The 17,185-nt window shown below is 42.9% G+C and carries 16 protein-coding genes; 5 read left to right on the top strand and 11 right to left on the bottom strand.

Annotation, left to right across the window (positions count from 1 at the left end; genetic code table 11):
- The first annotated feature begins 92 nt into the window (after positions 1-92).
- The 4 genes from LC586_RS05330 to LC586_RS05315 all read left to right on the top strand — a co-directional run bounded on the left by LC586_RS05330 (position 93) and on the right by LC586_RS05315 (position 7,589).
- Positions 93-2,978 carry a glycoside hydrolase family 10-like protein gene (locus tag LC586_RS05330; protein WP_229483491.1) on the top strand — a complete coding sequence of 962 codons (2,886 nt, stop codon included), beginning with the start codon at positions 93-95 and terminating at the stop codon, positions 2,976-2,978.
- Positions 2,979-3,651: 673 nt separating this feature from the next.
- The gene (locus LC586_RS05325; protein ID WP_229483490.1) at positions 3,652-4,590 is read left to right on the top strand and encodes a CBS domain-containing protein; all 939 of its coding nucleotides are present in this window, start codon (positions 3,652-3,654) and stop codon (positions 4,588-4,590) included.
- 87 nt (positions 4,591-4,677) lie between these two features.
- On the top strand, positions 4,678-5,877 hold the full coding sequence (locus LC586_RS05320; RefSeq protein ID WP_229483489.1) for an EAL domain-containing response regulator: 1,200 nt from the start codon (positions 4,678-4,680) through the stop codon (positions 5,875-5,877).
- 368 nt (positions 5,878-6,245) lie between these two features.
- Positions 6,246-7,589: a PQQ-dependent sugar dehydrogenase gene (locus LC586_RS05315; protein WP_229483488.1), complete on the top strand. Its 1,344-nt coding sequence runs from the start codon at positions 6,246-6,248 to the stop codon at positions 7,587-7,589.
- Positions 7,590-7,692: 103 nt separating this feature from the next.
- Here the strand turns inward: LC586_RS05315 and LC586_RS05310 are convergent, their stop codons facing one another.
- Entirely contained in the window at positions 7,693-7,878 is a 186-nt protein-coding gene (locus LC586_RS05310; RefSeq protein ID WP_229483532.1) for a hypothetical protein, read from the bottom strand.
- Positions 7,879-8,044: 166 nt separating this feature from the next.
- On the opposite strand from LC586_RS05310, the gene LC586_RS05300 reads away from it, so the two are divergent.
- Positions 8,045-8,452, top strand: coding sequence for a phosphomannose isomerase type II C-terminal cupin domain (locus LC586_RS05300; protein ID WP_229483486.1), 408 nt, complete (start codon positions 8,045-8,047; stop codon positions 8,450-8,452).
- Positions 8,453-8,619: 167 nt separating this feature from the next.
- Here LC586_RS05300 and LC586_RS05295 read toward each other — a convergent pair whose 3' ends face one another.
- The 10 genes from LC586_RS05295 to dndD all read right to left on the bottom strand — a co-directional run bounded on the left by LC586_RS05295 (position 8,620) and on the right by dndD (position 17,063).
- Positions 8,620-9,378, bottom strand: a complete 759-nt coding sequence (locus LC586_RS05295) for a HEAT repeat domain-containing protein (protein ID WP_229483485.1) — start codon at positions 9,376-9,378, stop codon at positions 8,620-8,622.
- Positions 9,379-9,551: 173 nt separating this feature from the next.
- Positions 9,552-10,121, bottom strand: a complete 570-nt coding sequence (locus tag LC586_RS05290; protein ID WP_229483484.1) for a GNAT family N-acetyltransferase — start codon at positions 10,119-10,121, stop codon at positions 9,552-9,554.
- A 22-nt stretch (positions 10,122-10,143) separates the two neighbouring features.
- Positions 10,144-10,332 carry a DUF8624 family small hydrophobic protein gene (locus LC586_RS05285; RefSeq protein ID WP_229483482.1) on the bottom strand — a complete coding sequence of 63 codons (189 nt, stop codon included), beginning with the start codon at positions 10,330-10,332 and terminating at the stop codon, positions 10,144-10,146.
- A 182-nt stretch (positions 10,333-10,514) separates the two neighbouring features.
- Positions 10,515-10,922 carry an ABC transporter permease gene (locus LC586_RS05280; RefSeq protein ID WP_229483480.1) on the bottom strand — a complete coding sequence of 136 codons (408 nt, stop codon included), beginning with the start codon at positions 10,920-10,922 and terminating at the stop codon, positions 10,515-10,517.
- Positions 10,907-12,199, bottom strand: coding sequence for an AmpG family muropeptide MFS transporter (locus LC586_RS05275; protein WP_229483478.1), 1,293 nt, complete (start codon positions 12,197-12,199; stop codon positions 10,907-10,909). Before LC586_RS05275 ends, LC586_RS05280 begins: the two co-directional genes overlap by 16 nt.
- Before the next feature lie 246 nt (positions 12,200-12,445).
- Positions 12,446-13,903, bottom strand: coding sequence for a DNA phosphorothioation-associated putative methyltransferase (locus LC586_RS05270; protein WP_229483477.1), 1,458 nt, complete (start codon positions 13,901-13,903; stop codon positions 12,446-12,448).
- 93 nt (positions 13,904-13,996) lie between these two features.
- Entirely contained in the window at positions 13,997-14,383 is a 387-nt protein-coding gene (dndE, locus tag LC586_RS05265) for a DNA sulfur modification protein DndE (protein ID WP_229483475.1), read from the bottom strand.
- Between the two features lie 30 nt (positions 14,384-14,413).
- Positions 14,414-14,761: a type II toxin-antitoxin system PemK/MazF family toxin gene (locus tag LC586_RS05260; protein ID WP_229483473.1), complete on the bottom strand. Its 348-nt coding sequence runs from the start codon at positions 14,759-14,761 to the stop codon at positions 14,414-14,416.
- On the bottom strand, positions 14,758-15,009 hold the full coding sequence (locus tag LC586_RS05255) for a hypothetical protein (RefSeq protein WP_229483471.1): 252 nt from the start codon (positions 15,007-15,009) through the stop codon (positions 14,758-14,760). The genes LC586_RS05260 and LC586_RS05255 overlap by 4 nt, the downstream gene beginning before the upstream one ends.
- A gap of 65 nt (positions 15,010-15,074) precedes the next feature.
- Positions 15,075-17,063: a DNA sulfur modification protein DndD gene (dndD, locus tag LC586_RS05250; protein WP_229483469.1), complete on the bottom strand. Its 1,989-nt coding sequence runs from the start codon at positions 17,061-17,063 to the stop codon at positions 15,075-15,077.
- Positions 17,064-17,185: the final 122 nt, after the last annotated feature.

The following is a 17,185-nucleotide window of genomic DNA, read 5'->3' as shown; positions in this document are numbered from 1 at the left end:
AAAGATCAGTCGTTTTTCGGAGGTAATTTATAGTTATGCTAGATGATAAATAAGAAGTAATGCCTAATAACTAATTCGCTGAGGAGTCAGTAGTGAAGAATCAGGAAAAATATCATAAAAAGGCAAATTTACAAATAAAAAAAGCCGGATTCTTCATTTTAAGTTTTAACTTTTTGATTTTAAATAGTTTTAGTATTTTGCCAGTAACTGCGGCAACTGAAGAACCTGTATTGAGCGTAGTGTATGGTCAAGAAAATGCAAATCAATGGAGAGGGATAACTGACCGCTTACAGACAATAGGGGTGAAATATTGTGTAATTCCCCTAAATGATGTAAGGAGTGTGGCAGATTGGGGCGATCGCCGGGTATTATTTTTGCCAAATGTGGAGACATTAACCCCAACCCAAGCGATCGCTCTCGAAGAATGGATGAGTAAGGGAGGGCGTTTGATTGCCAGTGGCCCTGTAGGTAGTCTGTCAGCGCCCGGAGTGCGCCAATTATTGCGATCGCTTTTGGGAGGTTATTGGGGATTCAGCCTCAGTGACACAGAACAGATTAAACCCACAAAAACTAAGATCCCAGAATGGGCAAATCAAACTGAACTCTTTGGCAAAGTGCGCGGCGGCGTTGTGATTCCTAATGATATGGGCAGTGAATCTCCTGCTGTTTGGAATTCCAAAGATAATCCAGCCGCAGTAGTGACAACTGAGCGTTCCACCTTTATGGGCTGGCGCTGGGGAACAGACACAGCTTCAGCTGCCGGGTTAGATAATGCCTGGTTAAAAGCTGCTCTCAATCACTATTTGACAGCGCCACCGCCATCGAATCGCATGAAAAAAGTAGCAGGAGGTTCCCCAAACTGCTCGACAACAGTGGCGGCTGCGTCAAGGGAGCAGGGGAGGAGTTCATCTCCCTCATCTCCCTCATCCCCCTCATCCCCCTCATCCCCCTCATCCCCCTCATCCCCCTCATCCCCCTCATCCCCCTCATCCCCCTCATCCCCCTCATCCCCCTCATCCCCCTCATCTCCCTCATCCCCTCCTCCTAAAACTGCCACTGCTCCCATACCTAAACCGCTTCCTACAATCAAACCCCCAAGTTCCCAAGAGGCTATAGACCAATTAGAACAAGCGGTGCGTCTGGATGTTGCACCCAACTCCAATGAGCCGATTGACAACAACCAAGCGATCGCTCTCCAGCAAGAGCTAGAAAATCTGATAGGTCGGGTGGAAAGCGCTAATTTAGCAGTGTCAGCCGATGCGGCTAATGTTGGTGAAGTGACATCTGAAGACAAGCAGTCCTCTAGGCATCTGGACGCCTACACCTCCCAATCTCTCAAGGAGCAACCCACGCAATTGGCTTCAACTAAACTGGGGGCGCTAGGCATGAGTAAAGAGCAAGCCTTGGCACGGGTAAGGGTAATTGTCAAAAACTTACCCCTATTGATTGCCCAAAAAAACTACGCTCTGGCTCGTCAGCAATGGCTGACCGCTAAAACGACTTTGTGGCAGCAGTTTCCTGTTGATCAAAGACTAGCTCAACCAGAAATTCGGGCAGTTTGGTTAGATCGGGGGACGATTGTTCGTGCTGGTAGCAAGGCGGGACTAGTCCAGATTTTTAATCGCCTAGCTCAAGCTGGGATTAATACCGTCTTCTTTGAAACTGTTAATGCTGGCTACACCATTTATCCGAGCCAAGCGGCAAAAGAGCAAAACCCATTAATTCGTGGGTGGGACCCACTGGCAGATGCGGTGAAATTAGCCCATGAGCGTGACATGGAATTACACGCTTGGGTTTGGACTTTTGCTGCTGGCAACCAACGTCACAATCAGATTATCAACGTTAATCCTGATTATCCAGGGCCAGTGCTGGCGGCTCATCCCGATTGGGCAAACTACGATAATCTTGGCAACATGATTCCCGTTGGTCAGACTAAGCCATTCTTCGATCCAGCCAACCCCGAAGTGCGCGAGTATTTACTCAAGCTGTATGAGGAAATTGTCACTCGCTATAACGTAGATGGTCTACAGCTAGACTACATTCGCTACCCTTTCCAAGACCCATCAGCAGGTCGAACCTACGGCTATGGCAAAGCTGCAAGAGCGCAATTTCAGCAACTTACTGGTGTAGATCCAGTAAATATTTCCCCTAGCCAACCAGACTTGTGGCAAAAGTGGACGACATTTCGCACCCAGCAAGTTGATAGCTTTGTTGCCCAATTATCACAGCAGTTAAAGCAAAAGCGACCGAATTTGATTTTATCAGTTGCAGTATTTCCTTTGCCAGAACTAGAGCGAATTCAGAAAATTCAACAAGACTGGGAAAATTGGGCAAGGCGGGGGGATGTAGATTTAATTGTTCCCATGACTTATGCTCTGGATACTTCTCGCTTCCAACGACTGGCCCAACCCTGGATCGCCTCTAAACAATTGGGATCTACATTGTTGGTACCGGGAATTCGCTTACTTTCTTTGCCAACAATTGGGGCATTCGATCAACTCCAGTTGGTAAGGGACTTGCCAGTTAGTGGTTATGCACTCTTTGCCGCAGAGAATTTTAACAACGATCTACAAAAACTCTTTAGTAGCACCCAAGGTAGGATTCAATCTACAACAAGTCAACCGATTCCTCACCGCCAGCCTTTTCAAACTGCTGCCATTCGTTACACCGCGCTGCAACGGGAATGGAAATTTGTTTTCCAAAATGACCAACCACAAAGATCGACTCAGACAATATTAGATTTTAACAACCAGGCAGAAGTTCTACGCAGTGCTTTAAATCAGCTTGCTGCTTCCCCGAATCCTAGCAAGTTACTAGTGGCGAGAGCCTCTCTAACTCGGTTCCAGTCGCAATTTCGGGTATTGATGAGCCAAGAGCTTAAGTCAAATTCCTATCAAGTCAAAGTTTGGGAAAATCGGCTTGTAACTATAGAAAGGCTATTACGTTACGGCGAACGGCGGTTGCAGTTGCGTCCTTAGTGAAGAGGCAAGACAATACCGTTCGGTTAAGGAATTTCTTGGTTGAAGCAGGCTCTTGAAGAAGAGGCACGGGAGACAAGCTGACAAGAGGTGAGAACTTGCAACAAGTCTTTCCCCCTTGTTCCCAATTCTGATTTTTCACGTTATGTGGAAAAGTCCACCAAAAACCTAACCCCCTAACCCCCAACCCGTGGCGGGAAGGGGGAAAATTCAAAGTCTCTCTCCTTAAAGGAAGAGAGAAATAGAAGTGAGGTTTTCCAGATACCGTGAAAAGTCAGGTTCCCAATTCTCCTTGTCCTCTTTCCCATGCCCAGTGCCCAATACTTCGACTTACCTCGGCTTCGCTCAAGGCAAGTCGCTCAGTACAAGTGCCCAATACCCAATTTCCAAGTAGCTAGATATCAGCTAGTTTGTAATTCTTGACACACTTTTTGTAGTGTTTATATCCTAAATATTGCTACTTGTTTGGCGTCAAAATATTGGAAAATATTTAGGTAAGAAGCTTTAGATAACTATTTTTTAATAATAGCTATTGAAAAAATATATGCAAGCTTACCTCAGCTTCTAAGGCTACAAAGCTTAGAGTCAATATTGATCCTTCGCTGCGGATGCTTGTGCCGGAAACAGGACTATTAGATGTGATGTTTACGACGGGCTATTCGGCGTCGCACTGATGGAAACACGGGGCAAAAATGTTTTAGCTTTTTCATCTTCGCAGGTAGTGGAGTCCTTCACCAAGCATGATATGGTAATCCTTGTAGCTTCAGAAACTAGCTTGAAAACAGCCAATATTTTTGAAGTTATGCATACCTTGGTCATGACATTAAACGTGTCATCTTTTTCGGAGATAGCTTCAGTGCTATTACAGTTGCGCCATCAGTTTGATCTACTATCAGTTGCAGATAACCAAGGTCACATTGTCATTTTCATCATGCCTGAAAGTCTCTGTCAAGCACTGGCAAAACAAACAGAGAAAAGTAGAGGTAACACTAGTATTGGTTCCTTTGAGGTGAAACATCAGATTCTCGTTGAGAACCAACTACTCAAGTACAAATGGTTACTAGTACGCGTTATAGTACGTATAGATACGACAGGTGAACATCCTTGCCTGATTGGAGTTTCTGTGGATAGTACCTCCTGTGTACAGGCAGAAGTATTATTTCGTGAGAGTGAAAGACGATTTCGCCCCATCTTCAACAGTTCCTTCCAATTTATCGGGTTGCTGATAACAAAGGGTATCGTGCTAGAAGTTAACCAAACAGCACTCCACTTGGGAGAAGTACAGCCACAAGATGTAGTTGAGCGTCCATATTGGAAAAGATGGTGGACGCGACTTGTTAACCAACAACATCTGCAATATTTACTCTCCTCCAGTCCAGCAGTAATTTACACCTGCAAGAGTTATGCAGATTTTGGTAATACATTTATTAGGGAAAATGTTGTCGCTATCACGGGCTATCAAGTGTGGAAAATGCTCAAAAGTCTTAGCTTTTGGGCTAACGAACTGCATTCGTTGTTAAAATCCTTTTCTCCCACAATTAATATCGGCAATATACTAGGCATTGGATTAGGAATAAAAAATTTTAAAAAGTTGATATATAGCTATCAATAAAAAATATCTGCCACAACTAGATGGGGTTTTTATACAAAAACTTTTGCCATTCTTGCATAAGAAATAAAATATAAAGCGAGGTAATTTATGCCCAAAATTTTAATAATAGAAGATGAAGAAGCAGTTCGTGAAAATATTTTGGATCTCTTAGAAGCTGAGGATTTTGAAACTATTGCTGCGGCTAATGGCAGAATCGGGGTACATTTGGCTATCTCCGAAGTTCCCGATTTAATTCTCTGTGATCTGATGATGCCACAACTTGACGGTTATGGCGTACTAACAGCGTTACGCCAAGATCCATCAACGGCAACAATTCCCTTCATTTTTCTCACTGCCAAATCTGCCAAATCTGACTTCCGCCAAGGTATGAATATGGGTGCTGATGACTATATAACTAAGCCTTTCACTCGTGCTGAGTTATTAAGTGCCATCATGAACAGATTGGAAAAGTACACTACTTTAAAAAAGTATTTATCTCCTCAGACTGTAATTAACAACTTGTCTCCCAAAATGCAGCTATTAGAAATTAGTTTATACCGGGCTATCAAACAACATAATTTTGAGGAATTTGAAATTTATTATCAACCAATAGTCGATATTGCTTCTGGAAAAATAGTAGCAGCTGAAAGTTTATTGCGCTGGCAAAGTCCGGAAGTGGGGCTGGTTTACCCAACAGAATTTATTCCGTTAGCAGAGTCTACAGGTTTAATTGTTCCACTTGGTAAATGGGTATTAAAAAGAGTGTGTAAACAAATAAAAAGCTGGCGTGATATTGGAATTTATCCACTGATGCTTGCTGTAAATTTGTCTGTACTTGAATTTAATCAACCAGATTTTATTCACAAAATAGTCAACTTTATAGATATTAATGGTTTGGAACCACGTTACTTAGAGCTAGAACTCACTGAAAGTATGATTATGCAAGATGTAAATAGTGCGATCGCTACTATGAGCAAATTGCAATCGTTGGGTGTAAAAATTGCGATCGATGATTTTGGAACGGGCTACTCTTCTTTAATATATCTGAAAAATTTACCAATTAACACATTAAAAATCGACCGTTATTTTATCCATAATGTTGCTAATGATCCACAGAAATCAGCCATTACTAAGGCATTAATTCAAATGGCTCACAATCTCAATTTAGATGTAGTTGCTGAAGGTGTAGAGACCGAAGCAGAACTGGCTTTTTTACGCCAACACAACTGTAATTATATGCAAGGCTTTCTATTTAGTCGTCCATTGCCAGCAGCAGAATTTGAAAAATTTTTATTGACTAATAAATGATTATATGTGTGAATATTGGGCATTGGGAATGCGGAATGGGGAATGGGGAGTAAATTATTTTCTCAGTACTCATACCATTTCTTTATGAAGCTGCGCTGAATTTTTTAACCTTGCTTTTTCTCCTCTGTGTCGCGCCAGTTGCTAAAGAGCGGGAACGCTAAGAGCGAACAAGTCTCTTAACCGCAAGGGCGCACTGGCTTCTCTGTGTCTCTGCGGTTCGTTCCTTTCTAAATTTGGCGCATCTTTATACATAATTGGTATCAGTACCTTAATAGGGTGACTAACTCAGAAAAATCGGACTTTAGACTGGCGACAATTATTAAGTCTCAAGTCTAAACTAAGAAAATTGTGTCATAGTCTCTACCATCATGAAAGTCCCTGCGCGTTTGTTGCTGCCAGTTTTTTTACTGACCTTGGTAGCAGGCTGTAACCAGACTCGCGCTTCCTCAGATAATCCCACACCAGAAACACCTGTACCTTCTCCTCAACTGACACAGAATCCTACACAGCCAAAAAATATTGTCCGAACTGAAGCACTTTCACCCACGCCTATCCGCATCAATCTGAAGAATTTACCAGCACCTTTCGCAACACAAAGTGCCTCTAAGCGACCTGAGGTTGTGCCCATTCCGGAAAACCCAGTGCTGCGCGTACCACCAGGCTTTACAGTTAACGTCTTTGCAGAAGGTTTAGATGCCCCACGCTGGCTAGCTTTAACTCCCAGTGGTGATGTCTTGGTGACTGAAACCGGGCAAAACCGCATTCGTCTGTTACGTGACAGCAACGGTGACGGCGTAGCTGACGTTCGAGAAACCTTTGCTAGTAGGGACAACGGACTTAATAGACCCTTTGGTATGGCTTTTGCAGGTAATTCCTTTTTTCTGGGGAACACAGATGCTGTGGTTCGTTTTCCCTATAGGAAAGGTCAAAATAAAATTACAGACAAGGGAGAAAAGATCGCCGACTTGCCTTCTCAAGGTTATAACAACCATTGGACACGCAATGTTGTTGTCTCGCCCGATGGCAATAAATTATATGTTTCTGTTGGTTCAGGAACCAATGTCGATGAAGAACCTCTACCACGGGCTTCAGTACAAGTGATGAATTTGGATGGTTCCCAGCAGCAAACTTTTGCTTCCGGCTTGCGTAATCCTGTTGGTTTAGACTTCCATCCTGTAACTAGGGAACTTTACGCCACTGTCAACGAACGCGATGGAATCGGTGATGAGTTGGTTCCAGATTATCTGACACGCGTTAAACAGGGAGCATTTTACGGCTGGCCTTATGCTTATCTGACACCAAACAACCTCGATCCGCGCCAAAAGACGGATGACAAAAGTAAACGCCCCGACTTAGCAGCCCGTACCCAAACGCCAGATGTGCTGTTCCAGGCGCACTCAGCAGCATTGGGTTTGCAATTTTATGATGGTAAAAGGTTTCCAAAAAAATACCGGAATGGTGCTTTTGCTGCTTTTCGTGGTTCTTGGAACCGCGATCGCGGTACTGGTTATAAAATTGTGTTTGTTCCCTTCGATGCTAAAGGGCGATCGCTTGGCTATTACGAAGACTTTCTCACAGGATTTTTGCTAAATCCTTCTGTACCAACCACTTGGGGAAGACCTGTAGCTTTACTCGTGTTACCAGATGGCAGTCTATTACTAACAGAAGAAGCCAATAATCGGATTTATCGGATTCAGTATACGGGGGGTTAAGCAATTCACGCATTCAAACATTTAAAAATTCACGGATAGGATCTGTTGCCTGGAGTAAAGTTAGAGCAGTTGTCATCAATAGAAATGTTGTGGCCGCATCTCCCTATCCAGGTTTATCCCGTTTAGCTTCAGCAAAAAGAAGCCTCTCGCCGTTGCCGAAGGTAGGCGATGAGATGAATTTTTGGGCGGTGACGAGTTGACCCCTAACCAAATCAAACCGTAGGTTTGACTCTTCGTGGGGTCGAGGATAGCGAAGCGTTAGCGAGTCTTCGAGGGTCGGAATCGCCATTTTTAACTTCCAGCGAATCTATAAAATCTTCAATTACATGAGTCATGGTTTTATCGTTTTGAGCCGAGTATAAGCGTAGTTTGTTTAATCTACGCTCAGATATCCTCAAATTTAATGCTTTGTTTTTCATTAACGGTAAATTACTTAACTGGTTGAGAAATTAATTATGACTCCCAATGAAAATAATACTCAGTCAAATATCAACCAATTGTCTCCACATTCAGGTACACGATACTGGGGTGAAGTAGAGGTGATCGAGGAGGGAGAAACCTATAGAATTAGTCGTCTTGAAATTAAGCCCAGGCACGGAATTAAACCACAAATCCATTATCATCGCAATGAACATTGGGTTGTAGTCTCCGGTGTAGCGAAGGTAACTTGTGGAGAAAAAGAAATATTACTGAATCGAAACGAATCAACTTATGTCCCCGCAGCAACCCTACATAAGGTAGAAAACCCTGGACAGATTCCGCTAGTTATTCTGGAAATTCAAAATGGTGAATATTTGGGCGAAGATGATACGGAACGCCCCTATGATTTAAATTTGGTCAAACCTGTAGCTGATACTCTGTAAGGGCTAGGGCGGGGGATGAGGGAGTAGGGGAAGCAGGGGGAGCAGGGGGAGCAGGGGGAGCAGGGGGAGCAGGGGGAGCAGGGGGAGCAGGGGGAGAATAAAAAATTAGCTCTTCCCCTCTGCTCGCTGCTCCCTGCTTTTCTGCCTCTTTCCAATGCCCAAATAAATCAAAACCACCCTTCTTGTTCTAAGGTTTCAATCAACTGTAAACCACGGGGATCACCGACTCCTAACAATGAGGCTTTGGCGTCTGCCCGGACTCCTAAATCTTGGTCTTCGGCAAAGGCTTGAATTAAAGCGTCGATCGCTGTGGCATAAACTACATTAGAAGGCATCTCACGGCACAGTTGACCAATTGCCCAAGCACTGTTACTCCGCACTGCTGCCACGGGATCTTTGACTAAGGCTTCAATTAATGGTGGTATTGCCCCTATAACTGCTTCATAACCCACTTCTGCCATCTGTGCTAAGGCGCTAGCAGCCCACAAACGTACTGCGGAAATGTCAGTTCTGAGGGCATCTGCTAGGGGCGGTAAACAACGGCGATCGCGACAGTTTCCTAAAGCCCAAACAACACCTTTACGCACATAGCCATTCCAATCACTGTTTAGTTGAGCAATTAACGGACTCACTGCCTCTGAACTAGGATTGCGTCCGATGCCATAAGCTGCACTCACCCGCACTAAGGGACAGGTATCACTTAACAGGCGAATCAGATGAGGGGTAGCACGCACATCTTCTATATCACAAAAAGCACGCGCTGCTAACATTCTTTGTTGGGGCTGGGGATTATCCAGCAGGGCTAGCATCACTTCTGGATCAGGCTTTGCCACAACTGATTCGTCAGTTAGCGGCTCTATTTTATCTAGGGGGCTTTCTAGCTCCTCCTCAATATCGAGTAGGCTGAGATCGTCTTCGTCATACATAATTTCATTTCAATCCCTTTTCGGGATTAACACATAATCCCCCGCGTCAATAAGTTAAAGCTTTATAAGTATGAGTTGCGTAATTATACACTTTCCTTTCTCCTCGTTGAGTTTTATCCAAACGAGAAACGCCATAACTCAGACGCTTAAGTATGTTACTGCTATCCTATAATTTATTTTTCTGCACTCAGGAATTTTACCATCCACAGGGATTGGGTTTGATAACCTAACTGATTGTAAAGATTTAATGCAGGTTTGTTGGATTGAAAAACTTGCAATCCAATCTGGCGATCGCCTCTTTGAATAGCCCAATTTTCCACATATCGCATCAAGGCTCTACCAATACCCTGTCGCCGATGTTCTGGTACAACGTAGAGAATAAAAATGTGAGCATGACGGTTTCCCTGCACTTGATCTATGGCATTGCCCACCCAGAGACAGGCGATGGGGGAATTGGGCATTGGGAATGGGGCATTGGGAATGGGGCATGGGGCATTGCTTATTCTTCTTGTCTCCCTCATCTCCCCCTGCTCCCAGCTAAGAGCTCCCTGCTCGCCCTCCTCTTCTACCCACCATAAGGGCGTATCGCTAGAAAAGTATTGCTTAACTGTTTGCTCTAAGTGGGAAAAATCCTCATTGGGAAAGAGATCCTGGTAAGTTCGCTGCATGAATTTAAGCAGTAGCGATCGCTCCAAAGTAGAGCCACGGCGAATAATATATCCAGGTAGTAGTTGCTCAGACACTTAAATACGTTTATTGACTTAGCTAGCTTTCGTTATGTGCTGCTGGTGGTAAATTACTTGGAGTAGGTTGATAACTTACCCCCACCTCTTCAACTGGTGCGGGTGCTGCCATATCGGAGGGTAAAAAGATCCGGGCGCTGACTGCCACTAGGGCAAAGAAAAATACTAATACTGCAAGCAGTGGGGCGATGTATTGACGAAAAATAGCCATATTTTAATTGCAAGAAGCTAGGAACTTTTATGAGAACCTAGCTGAAGATTTGTGAAGTATTCTTGATTTATTTTAGCAATTTTCTGTGCATGGAAATGGGGAATGGGGAATGGGGCATTGTTATTCTTCTCCTGCTCCCCCTGCTCCCTCATCTCCCCCACTCCCTACTCCCTGCTTCCGCACTATTGGCGATCGCGCTCTAAGTCATCAAGGACTCTCTCACAATACCAATTCTCCGGCATCCCAGGATAAGTCTCTTTTGCTTGTTCAATTAACCGTTCGGCAGCGGCAGTGTCACCGGATAATTTAGCGATTAGCCTGTTTTTGAGATAGCTATCAGATACACCATCGTCTACCTGGTTTGGTATCCCTTCATTTATAGTTGATGGCCGGGACTGATCTCTCCGCAACTGCCAAAATAAAACGTAATAAAGTGTACCAAAAATTAAAATTAGGCTGAGTGTTCCGAAAAAAGTTAGGAGGTTAAATGGTAGAAATCCCAGAACTAACTGCGAGAGAACATACCCAAGTAATAAACCAGTGAGTAAGAGGATGAATGTGCCGACAGCAATAACTACTTGATTCCCCATATATCCTCTTCTTCGTCCTCAAGTCCTGGTCTAGATACTGCCACTGGCTGAGGGTTCCAGGGGGCAAATACTGGTAATAGGAGTAGTCCTGGTACAGCGGCTGCGATGGTAATTAAGAAAAATATAGGCCAACCCGTGTTTTGTGCGATCGCGCCTCCAGGGGCCGCCAGAATATCGCGGCTGACAGCCATCAAGCTGGATAACAAAGCATATTGGGTTGCGGAAAACCGCTGGTTACAAAGACTCATCAAAAAGGCAACAAAGGCTGCTGTCCCCAATCCACCACAAAATTGTTCTACGTTGATGGCAAGTACCATAGCTTGGTAGTTTTGACCGATGTATGCTAAAAAAAAGTAAGCTAAATTACTTACTGCTTGTAGAATACCAAAAACCCAAAGTGATCGATTGATGCCAATAGCACTCAAAATTGAACCACCTGCTAAAGCGCCGACAATCGTAGCAATTAACCCCATCCCTACTTGAATTGCCCCAATATCGGTTTTGGTAAAACCCGTTTGCAGCAAAAAAGGCGTGGTCATATTGCTCAACAAAGCATCACCTAGCTTATATAGGGTAATGAATGCAAGCATTAGAATAGCTTTGATAATCCCTTGACGCTGAAAAAATTCCCGAAAGGGCAAGATTACAGCATCAGCTAGAGAACTTGGAGGGCTAATTTCTTTGGGTTCTGGTGCGAACAAGGTGGCAAGAATACCAATTACCATCGTCCCTGCCATAAACAAGTAAACCGATGACCAAGGCAGTTTGTCAGCAAGTATCAAGGCTAAAGCACCTGCGACTAACAGGGCAATTCGATAACCTAAGATAAAAACTGCTGCACCAGCGCCCATTTCTAGTTTTTCTAGAACGTCGGTACGGTAGGCATCAACGGCAATATCTTGAGTTGCACTGATAAAAGCAATGACTATGGCATTGATTGCTAGTAGTTGTAATGCTTGTTTGGGTTGTTGGAAAGCCATGACTGCGATCGCTATGATCAAAGCAATCTGCGTCAAAATTAACCAACCCCGTCGTCGTCCCAAAACTGGCAAAGTGAACCTGTCCACCAACGGCGACCACAGAAACTTCAAGGAATAAGGCAAACTGGCGAGGCTAAACCAACCAATAGCGGCTAAATCTACCTTCTCTTCCGTCATCCAAGCCTTTAAGGTACTACCAATTAAAAATAACGGTAAACCTGATGAAAAGCCTAAAAATAATAAAGCCGCAATCTTGCGACTACCGAAAACTCCCAGCAGCGATTTAATTTTCCTCATAGTTTCAACTTTTTGCCTCTTTTGAGGAAATATCAATAAAATACAACGAGGAAACGCGAAAGTATATCATCTAACTAGTACCTATAAAGGTTTGAATTATCGGAGCGGCAGCAGTTCCCTATTAATGCCGATCAGGGATTGAAACTTGCCATAGCTGCTGTGTAATTTCCTGCAAACATGACAAACTACCAAGATTTACTTGGGTTAAATACAAATTCAGGATAACCTTATAGTGTCAGCGTTTTATTAACTTTCTTGAATTGGATAAACCTGATGCCCCCTGATTTCTACTCTGTGTGCAGAAAGGCATTTTTCCCAACCTTCACGCGTACCAATGTCGCTTTTTTGGTTAAGCAGCCCTAATTCCTGTTCTTGTTGGGTGAGTTTAGCAAATTCTTCGTAACGAGGGTAGTTGTTGGTAACAAATGTTTCCTTGCGGTGCAAAATTGGCGGGTTTTCCCTAGTTGCATAGTCTCGGTGAGTGACGACTAGGGTTTTTAAATCAATACCTATGCTGGCTTTTAACGCCGGGTGGGGATCAGTGTCGAATTCCGGGTAAGACAGATAGGATATTTGCGGCTTATCAGTGTGATATTTGATCAACGTGGCTTCATCGATACGCCCAATGGTACGGCTAGCGCAACCTTCACAAATTCGTAGTACGGGGTCAAGTGCTGCTAGTGCGGAAACATGGACGTAAAGCGCACCGCGCGTGTGTTTACCAATTTTGCTTTTTTCGCACGCAGTTTGAATCACCCCAGGTTTACCTAAGCTGAAAAGCTTTTGGTCGGCTACTTGACAAGCTTCCTCATAGCTACTAAAAAAGGCTTTGATATCGTGACGCATTTCTGGCGCTAGCTTTTGCCATGCAGGGCGTTGATCAAAGTGGGTGAGGGCGAGATAAACTTGGATATCCAGAGAACGACGGTAAGCGATCGCATCCCATTCAGCCTCATCAGTAGCTTGCAAAACTACACCAAAGGCACGGCGAAAGTTACCAAATTCGCTGAGTAATTCTTGTTCATTTTCCAATTCGCCTTTAACAGGTAGTCTACCGCGCCTGGTAAAAAAAGACATTAATGGTTGTAGCTGTTCTTGATAGTCTTCAAACCGCTTAATGGGGATGCGGACTCGCGGTGTAGAAGTGGTGGAAAAGAAGCGGATAGCTTTGTAAGTTTCTTTTTCAGCTTCATCTCGAAAAACAAAGTACACGCCTAGTGCGATCGGTACTGCATCTACATTTAGGACTTCCTCAATATAAGTTTTGAGTTCTTGTTGTTCGTAATATTTCTGAAAAGTATTGCGGCGCGTCACAATGCCATCATTGTAAGCAAGTTGGGTTTTGCTGGCAGCGTTAATCAGTATTTGAGCCGCGACAATTAAAACTTTCTCTGTGAGTTTCCAGGCTTGGATCAGGCTTTGACGGCGTTCTTCTGAGTCTTCAATAACGTTGAGAACGTAACCCAAATTGACCACATCGGCGGGGGTGCGTGGTACATCAGGATGGTAGTAAGGGTCCCAACCTGCACTGGTGTAGCCTAAGTTTTTTACTCGCTGCACATCACCACCGTAACCGCAACCGTAATCAAAAAAAGTGGTGTCTTGAGTTAGGATTGCCCATTCTATTGCCAATCGCACAGGGCGAGATAAATCAGTGCGAGCGATCGCAGCTCTATGACGCTCGATTTCTAGAACTTCAGGCATGATACTAATTCGTAATTCGTAATGACGCTCGAATACTCGCTAACGCTACGCTAACGTAATTCGTAATTAAGACACCAAGCACCTAATATTCTTTCAAGGTTTAATGGCCAGTTCAATTAAATCTTCAATTTTCTTGATATTTGGATCGCCTGCTAAGTAGCCAATACCGCGATGCAAATGTAAGCGGAATTGGGTGGCGAGGGTTTCTTTGTCGGTGGAATAACCGTCATTGTGACAGCGTTGCTTGAGGGCGAGGAGGAGTATATCGGACATTTCCCCGCCAAAGACGCGCCAAGTCATTTCGACGTTGCTATCTTGGGGAATTGGGACGGGGGAGGGTGCGGTTGATTCTGCGAGGGAACGACAAAACGCCCAACGGCATAGGATATTCCATTGGTCGATTTTGGTGCTGCGTCTAAGTTTGGTAAGTTGGTCTTTGGCTGTTTGAGAGAGTTTTATTCTTTCGATTGGGGATTCCATAATCTTCTTATAAATTGAGATAATTTTCGCTCATAAACCCAAACAGTAGCGAACCGCAGTTTCAACTTCAAGCATCTTGGAGTCAGAAATCTTGCCAGATGGGTTAGCAGGAAAGCGATTTGGATCTAAAGAACGAATTTGAAAACATAAGAACACTGTTTCTATAAGCAATCCACTGTCACTTGCAGAGACTCGTATATTAGTTGGATAATCACGCTTAATATTTGTTCCTTTCGTACCGACAACTACAGTCACAACCAAAGGTAATTCGTTGATAGCGTCTATAGATAAAACTAAAACTGGTCTTGTTCCTGCCTGTTCTCGGCCCTGCACTGGATTAAGATTGACAAAATAAATTTGTCCTCTCTCGATGTTCACAGCTTTTCTAAACCATCCATTTCTGTAATACCAAATTCATTATTGATAGAGGTAATTTCTGTTTTTATATCTAAATCACTAGCCATTTCAACTAGTTGTTCATTAATATATTTAACATCAGATAATTTATTTGAGATTTGCTTCTTTTCTTGCACTTGTCTTGTGATAAGTTTTAATATCCATTCTAATTCTTCTAATGACAAAGCACGTAGGTCACGCTCTATTTTTAGTAAATGTGGTGAGTTCATGATTGCTTATCTCCTTTCCAATGGTTGTTATATATATTGTAAATATCTTTTTTAGACGATATCTACTACCAAAAATATTGATTTTTTATCACTGTTGTTTGACGGGTGGAGGAGTCGTATTTGAGTAGGTATTCGCGGGCGATCGCTTCGTTTTCTCGCAGTGTTTCTACTTCTTTTTTGCCAATCTCGGTATCCGTAGATAACAAAATTACTTGATGACTGGCGGATGGAAAGTAACGTTCAACTAAGTTGCTGCGGTGGGAGGAGTCTAGTCTACCTAGTGGCGTATCGATTGCTACTGGTAGGCGATGTCCAGAGACTTTGGCTAAACCCCAGAGGAAAGCGATCGCAAGTAGTTGTTTTTCGCCAGCCGAGAGGCGATGTTTAGGGACAGGTTTACCATTTAAATCGTAAAGTGAAAGGCTAAAAGTCTTAGTATCAATGGTGATGCGATGCACTAAATCTGATTTATGGAGGAGATAAAGGAAGCAATTTTTAACTTCTTCCTCTAATTTATTGAGTTTTCGCAGGGTTAATTTTTCACGAAAAATCTTGAGTGTATTTTGAACTTTAGCCGCAGAGGTAATAATATGTTCGCTATTTTTATGTTTAATATTTTCTAAAGTATACTCACTTAATTGTTTTTTTGATTTGGCAATAATACTTTCTAATTCAGCTAAACGGCGGCGGATTGTTTCGTAATTTGCTTTAGCTTCAATAACTTGATTTTGTGCCGCTTCTAGTGCGTCACACAGCTTTGTATAATCTTCTGGTGCTGCTGCTGTTTGCACCTGTCTTTCTAGAGTATGAATTTCCTCTTCTTTATTTTTGAGAATAGCTAATTTCTCTTTTGCAGAAAGTTTAGAATTTTGTAAGTGATATATAAGATTATCTAACTGGCTTAAAGTTTCATCATCAGCTAATAACCAAGGTGCTTCTGTCTGGAGAGTCTTTGCATATAAACTATCTACATCTTGGATTAAAAATGATTGGATTTTTTCAACTTGTATCGGAGAAATTTCTACTTGAGTTAGCCAAGTGAGTAAGCGCTGATCTCGCTCAATTAACAAATCTTTAGAAATTTGTACCTGTTGATGGCGAAATTCTTTTTCCCCCTGTGCTTGCGCCTGAGTAAGCAAATTGGGAATTAATGCCAGAGGTAAAACATCAGCCGCTAATTCACACATCAATTGACGTACTTGTTCAATTTCCGCAGTTTTTGTATCCTGTTGTAGTTCTAGTTGATTTCGTTCTGCTGCAATCTTCCCACCTTCAGAAATGAATTTATCAAAGGCTTCTTGGTGCTTTTGTTCTAACTCTTCTACCTGATTTTTGAGAGTTTCTAATTTCTCTTCTGTTATTTGATAATCTTCTTGCTGTTGAGTTAACCTAGTTTCAATTTCCTCTAAGTTTGCTAAATCCTTACTATTACCAACTTCTTTAAGTTTACGGTTAACTAAAATATCTAAATCAACTGCTAAACGATCTGCTAACTCTAGCCCTAAAAGTCCGCGTATTGCGTCTACTACAACTGGTGGTGGTATTTCCTGTTCTGCGAGTTCTTTAACCTGTTCACCATCAAAGAGAAATAAGTTAGAAATACCTAACGGTAGGAGATTTTCAATATATTCATCCCAAATATTAACTAATGCATCAGGCCATGTATCACTGTCGCCTAAAATACCTAATGTATCTTTACCGTCTTTAGGGTTTTTTGTCCAACTACGCACAACACGGTATTTTATTGGTTTATCGTTTTCAATATGTTCAAAAAGTAATTCAATACGAGTGTCTGTAACTGGATCAATTTTGTTGTTAACACATTGATTGAGAAAATCGCTATAACTTAAATTACCACGGGTAGAACATTGGGCACGGGGGCCATAAAGAGCGAGACGAATGGCATCCATAAGGGTAGTTTTTCCACCGCCATTCATCCCACCTAAGAGGATAATTGGGTGTGAGTTTTCTTCATCAATTTTTGGGTTAAGATTGATTACTTGTTTCCCACTGTAGGGGCCAAAGTTTTGTAGAACCAGTTCCAGAAATATCATTGATTTTTAAGATTATTAAATACCGGGGAAAGAAATACCGGGCGAATGGAATCAGACTGTTGGCCAATTTACGAGGGGTTAAATCCCCATCCCTAAAACCTCGTTTTTGTGTTGCTTTCCCG

This window comes from Nostoc favosum CHAB5714 (assembly GCF_020829495.1).
GTDB classification, from domain to species: Bacteria; Cyanobacteriota; Cyanobacteriia; order Cyanobacteriales; family Nostocaceae; genus Nostoc; species Nostoc favosum.
Note: the sequence above shows the minus strand (reverse complement) of the source record. Positions and strands in the feature narration are given on the sequence as shown.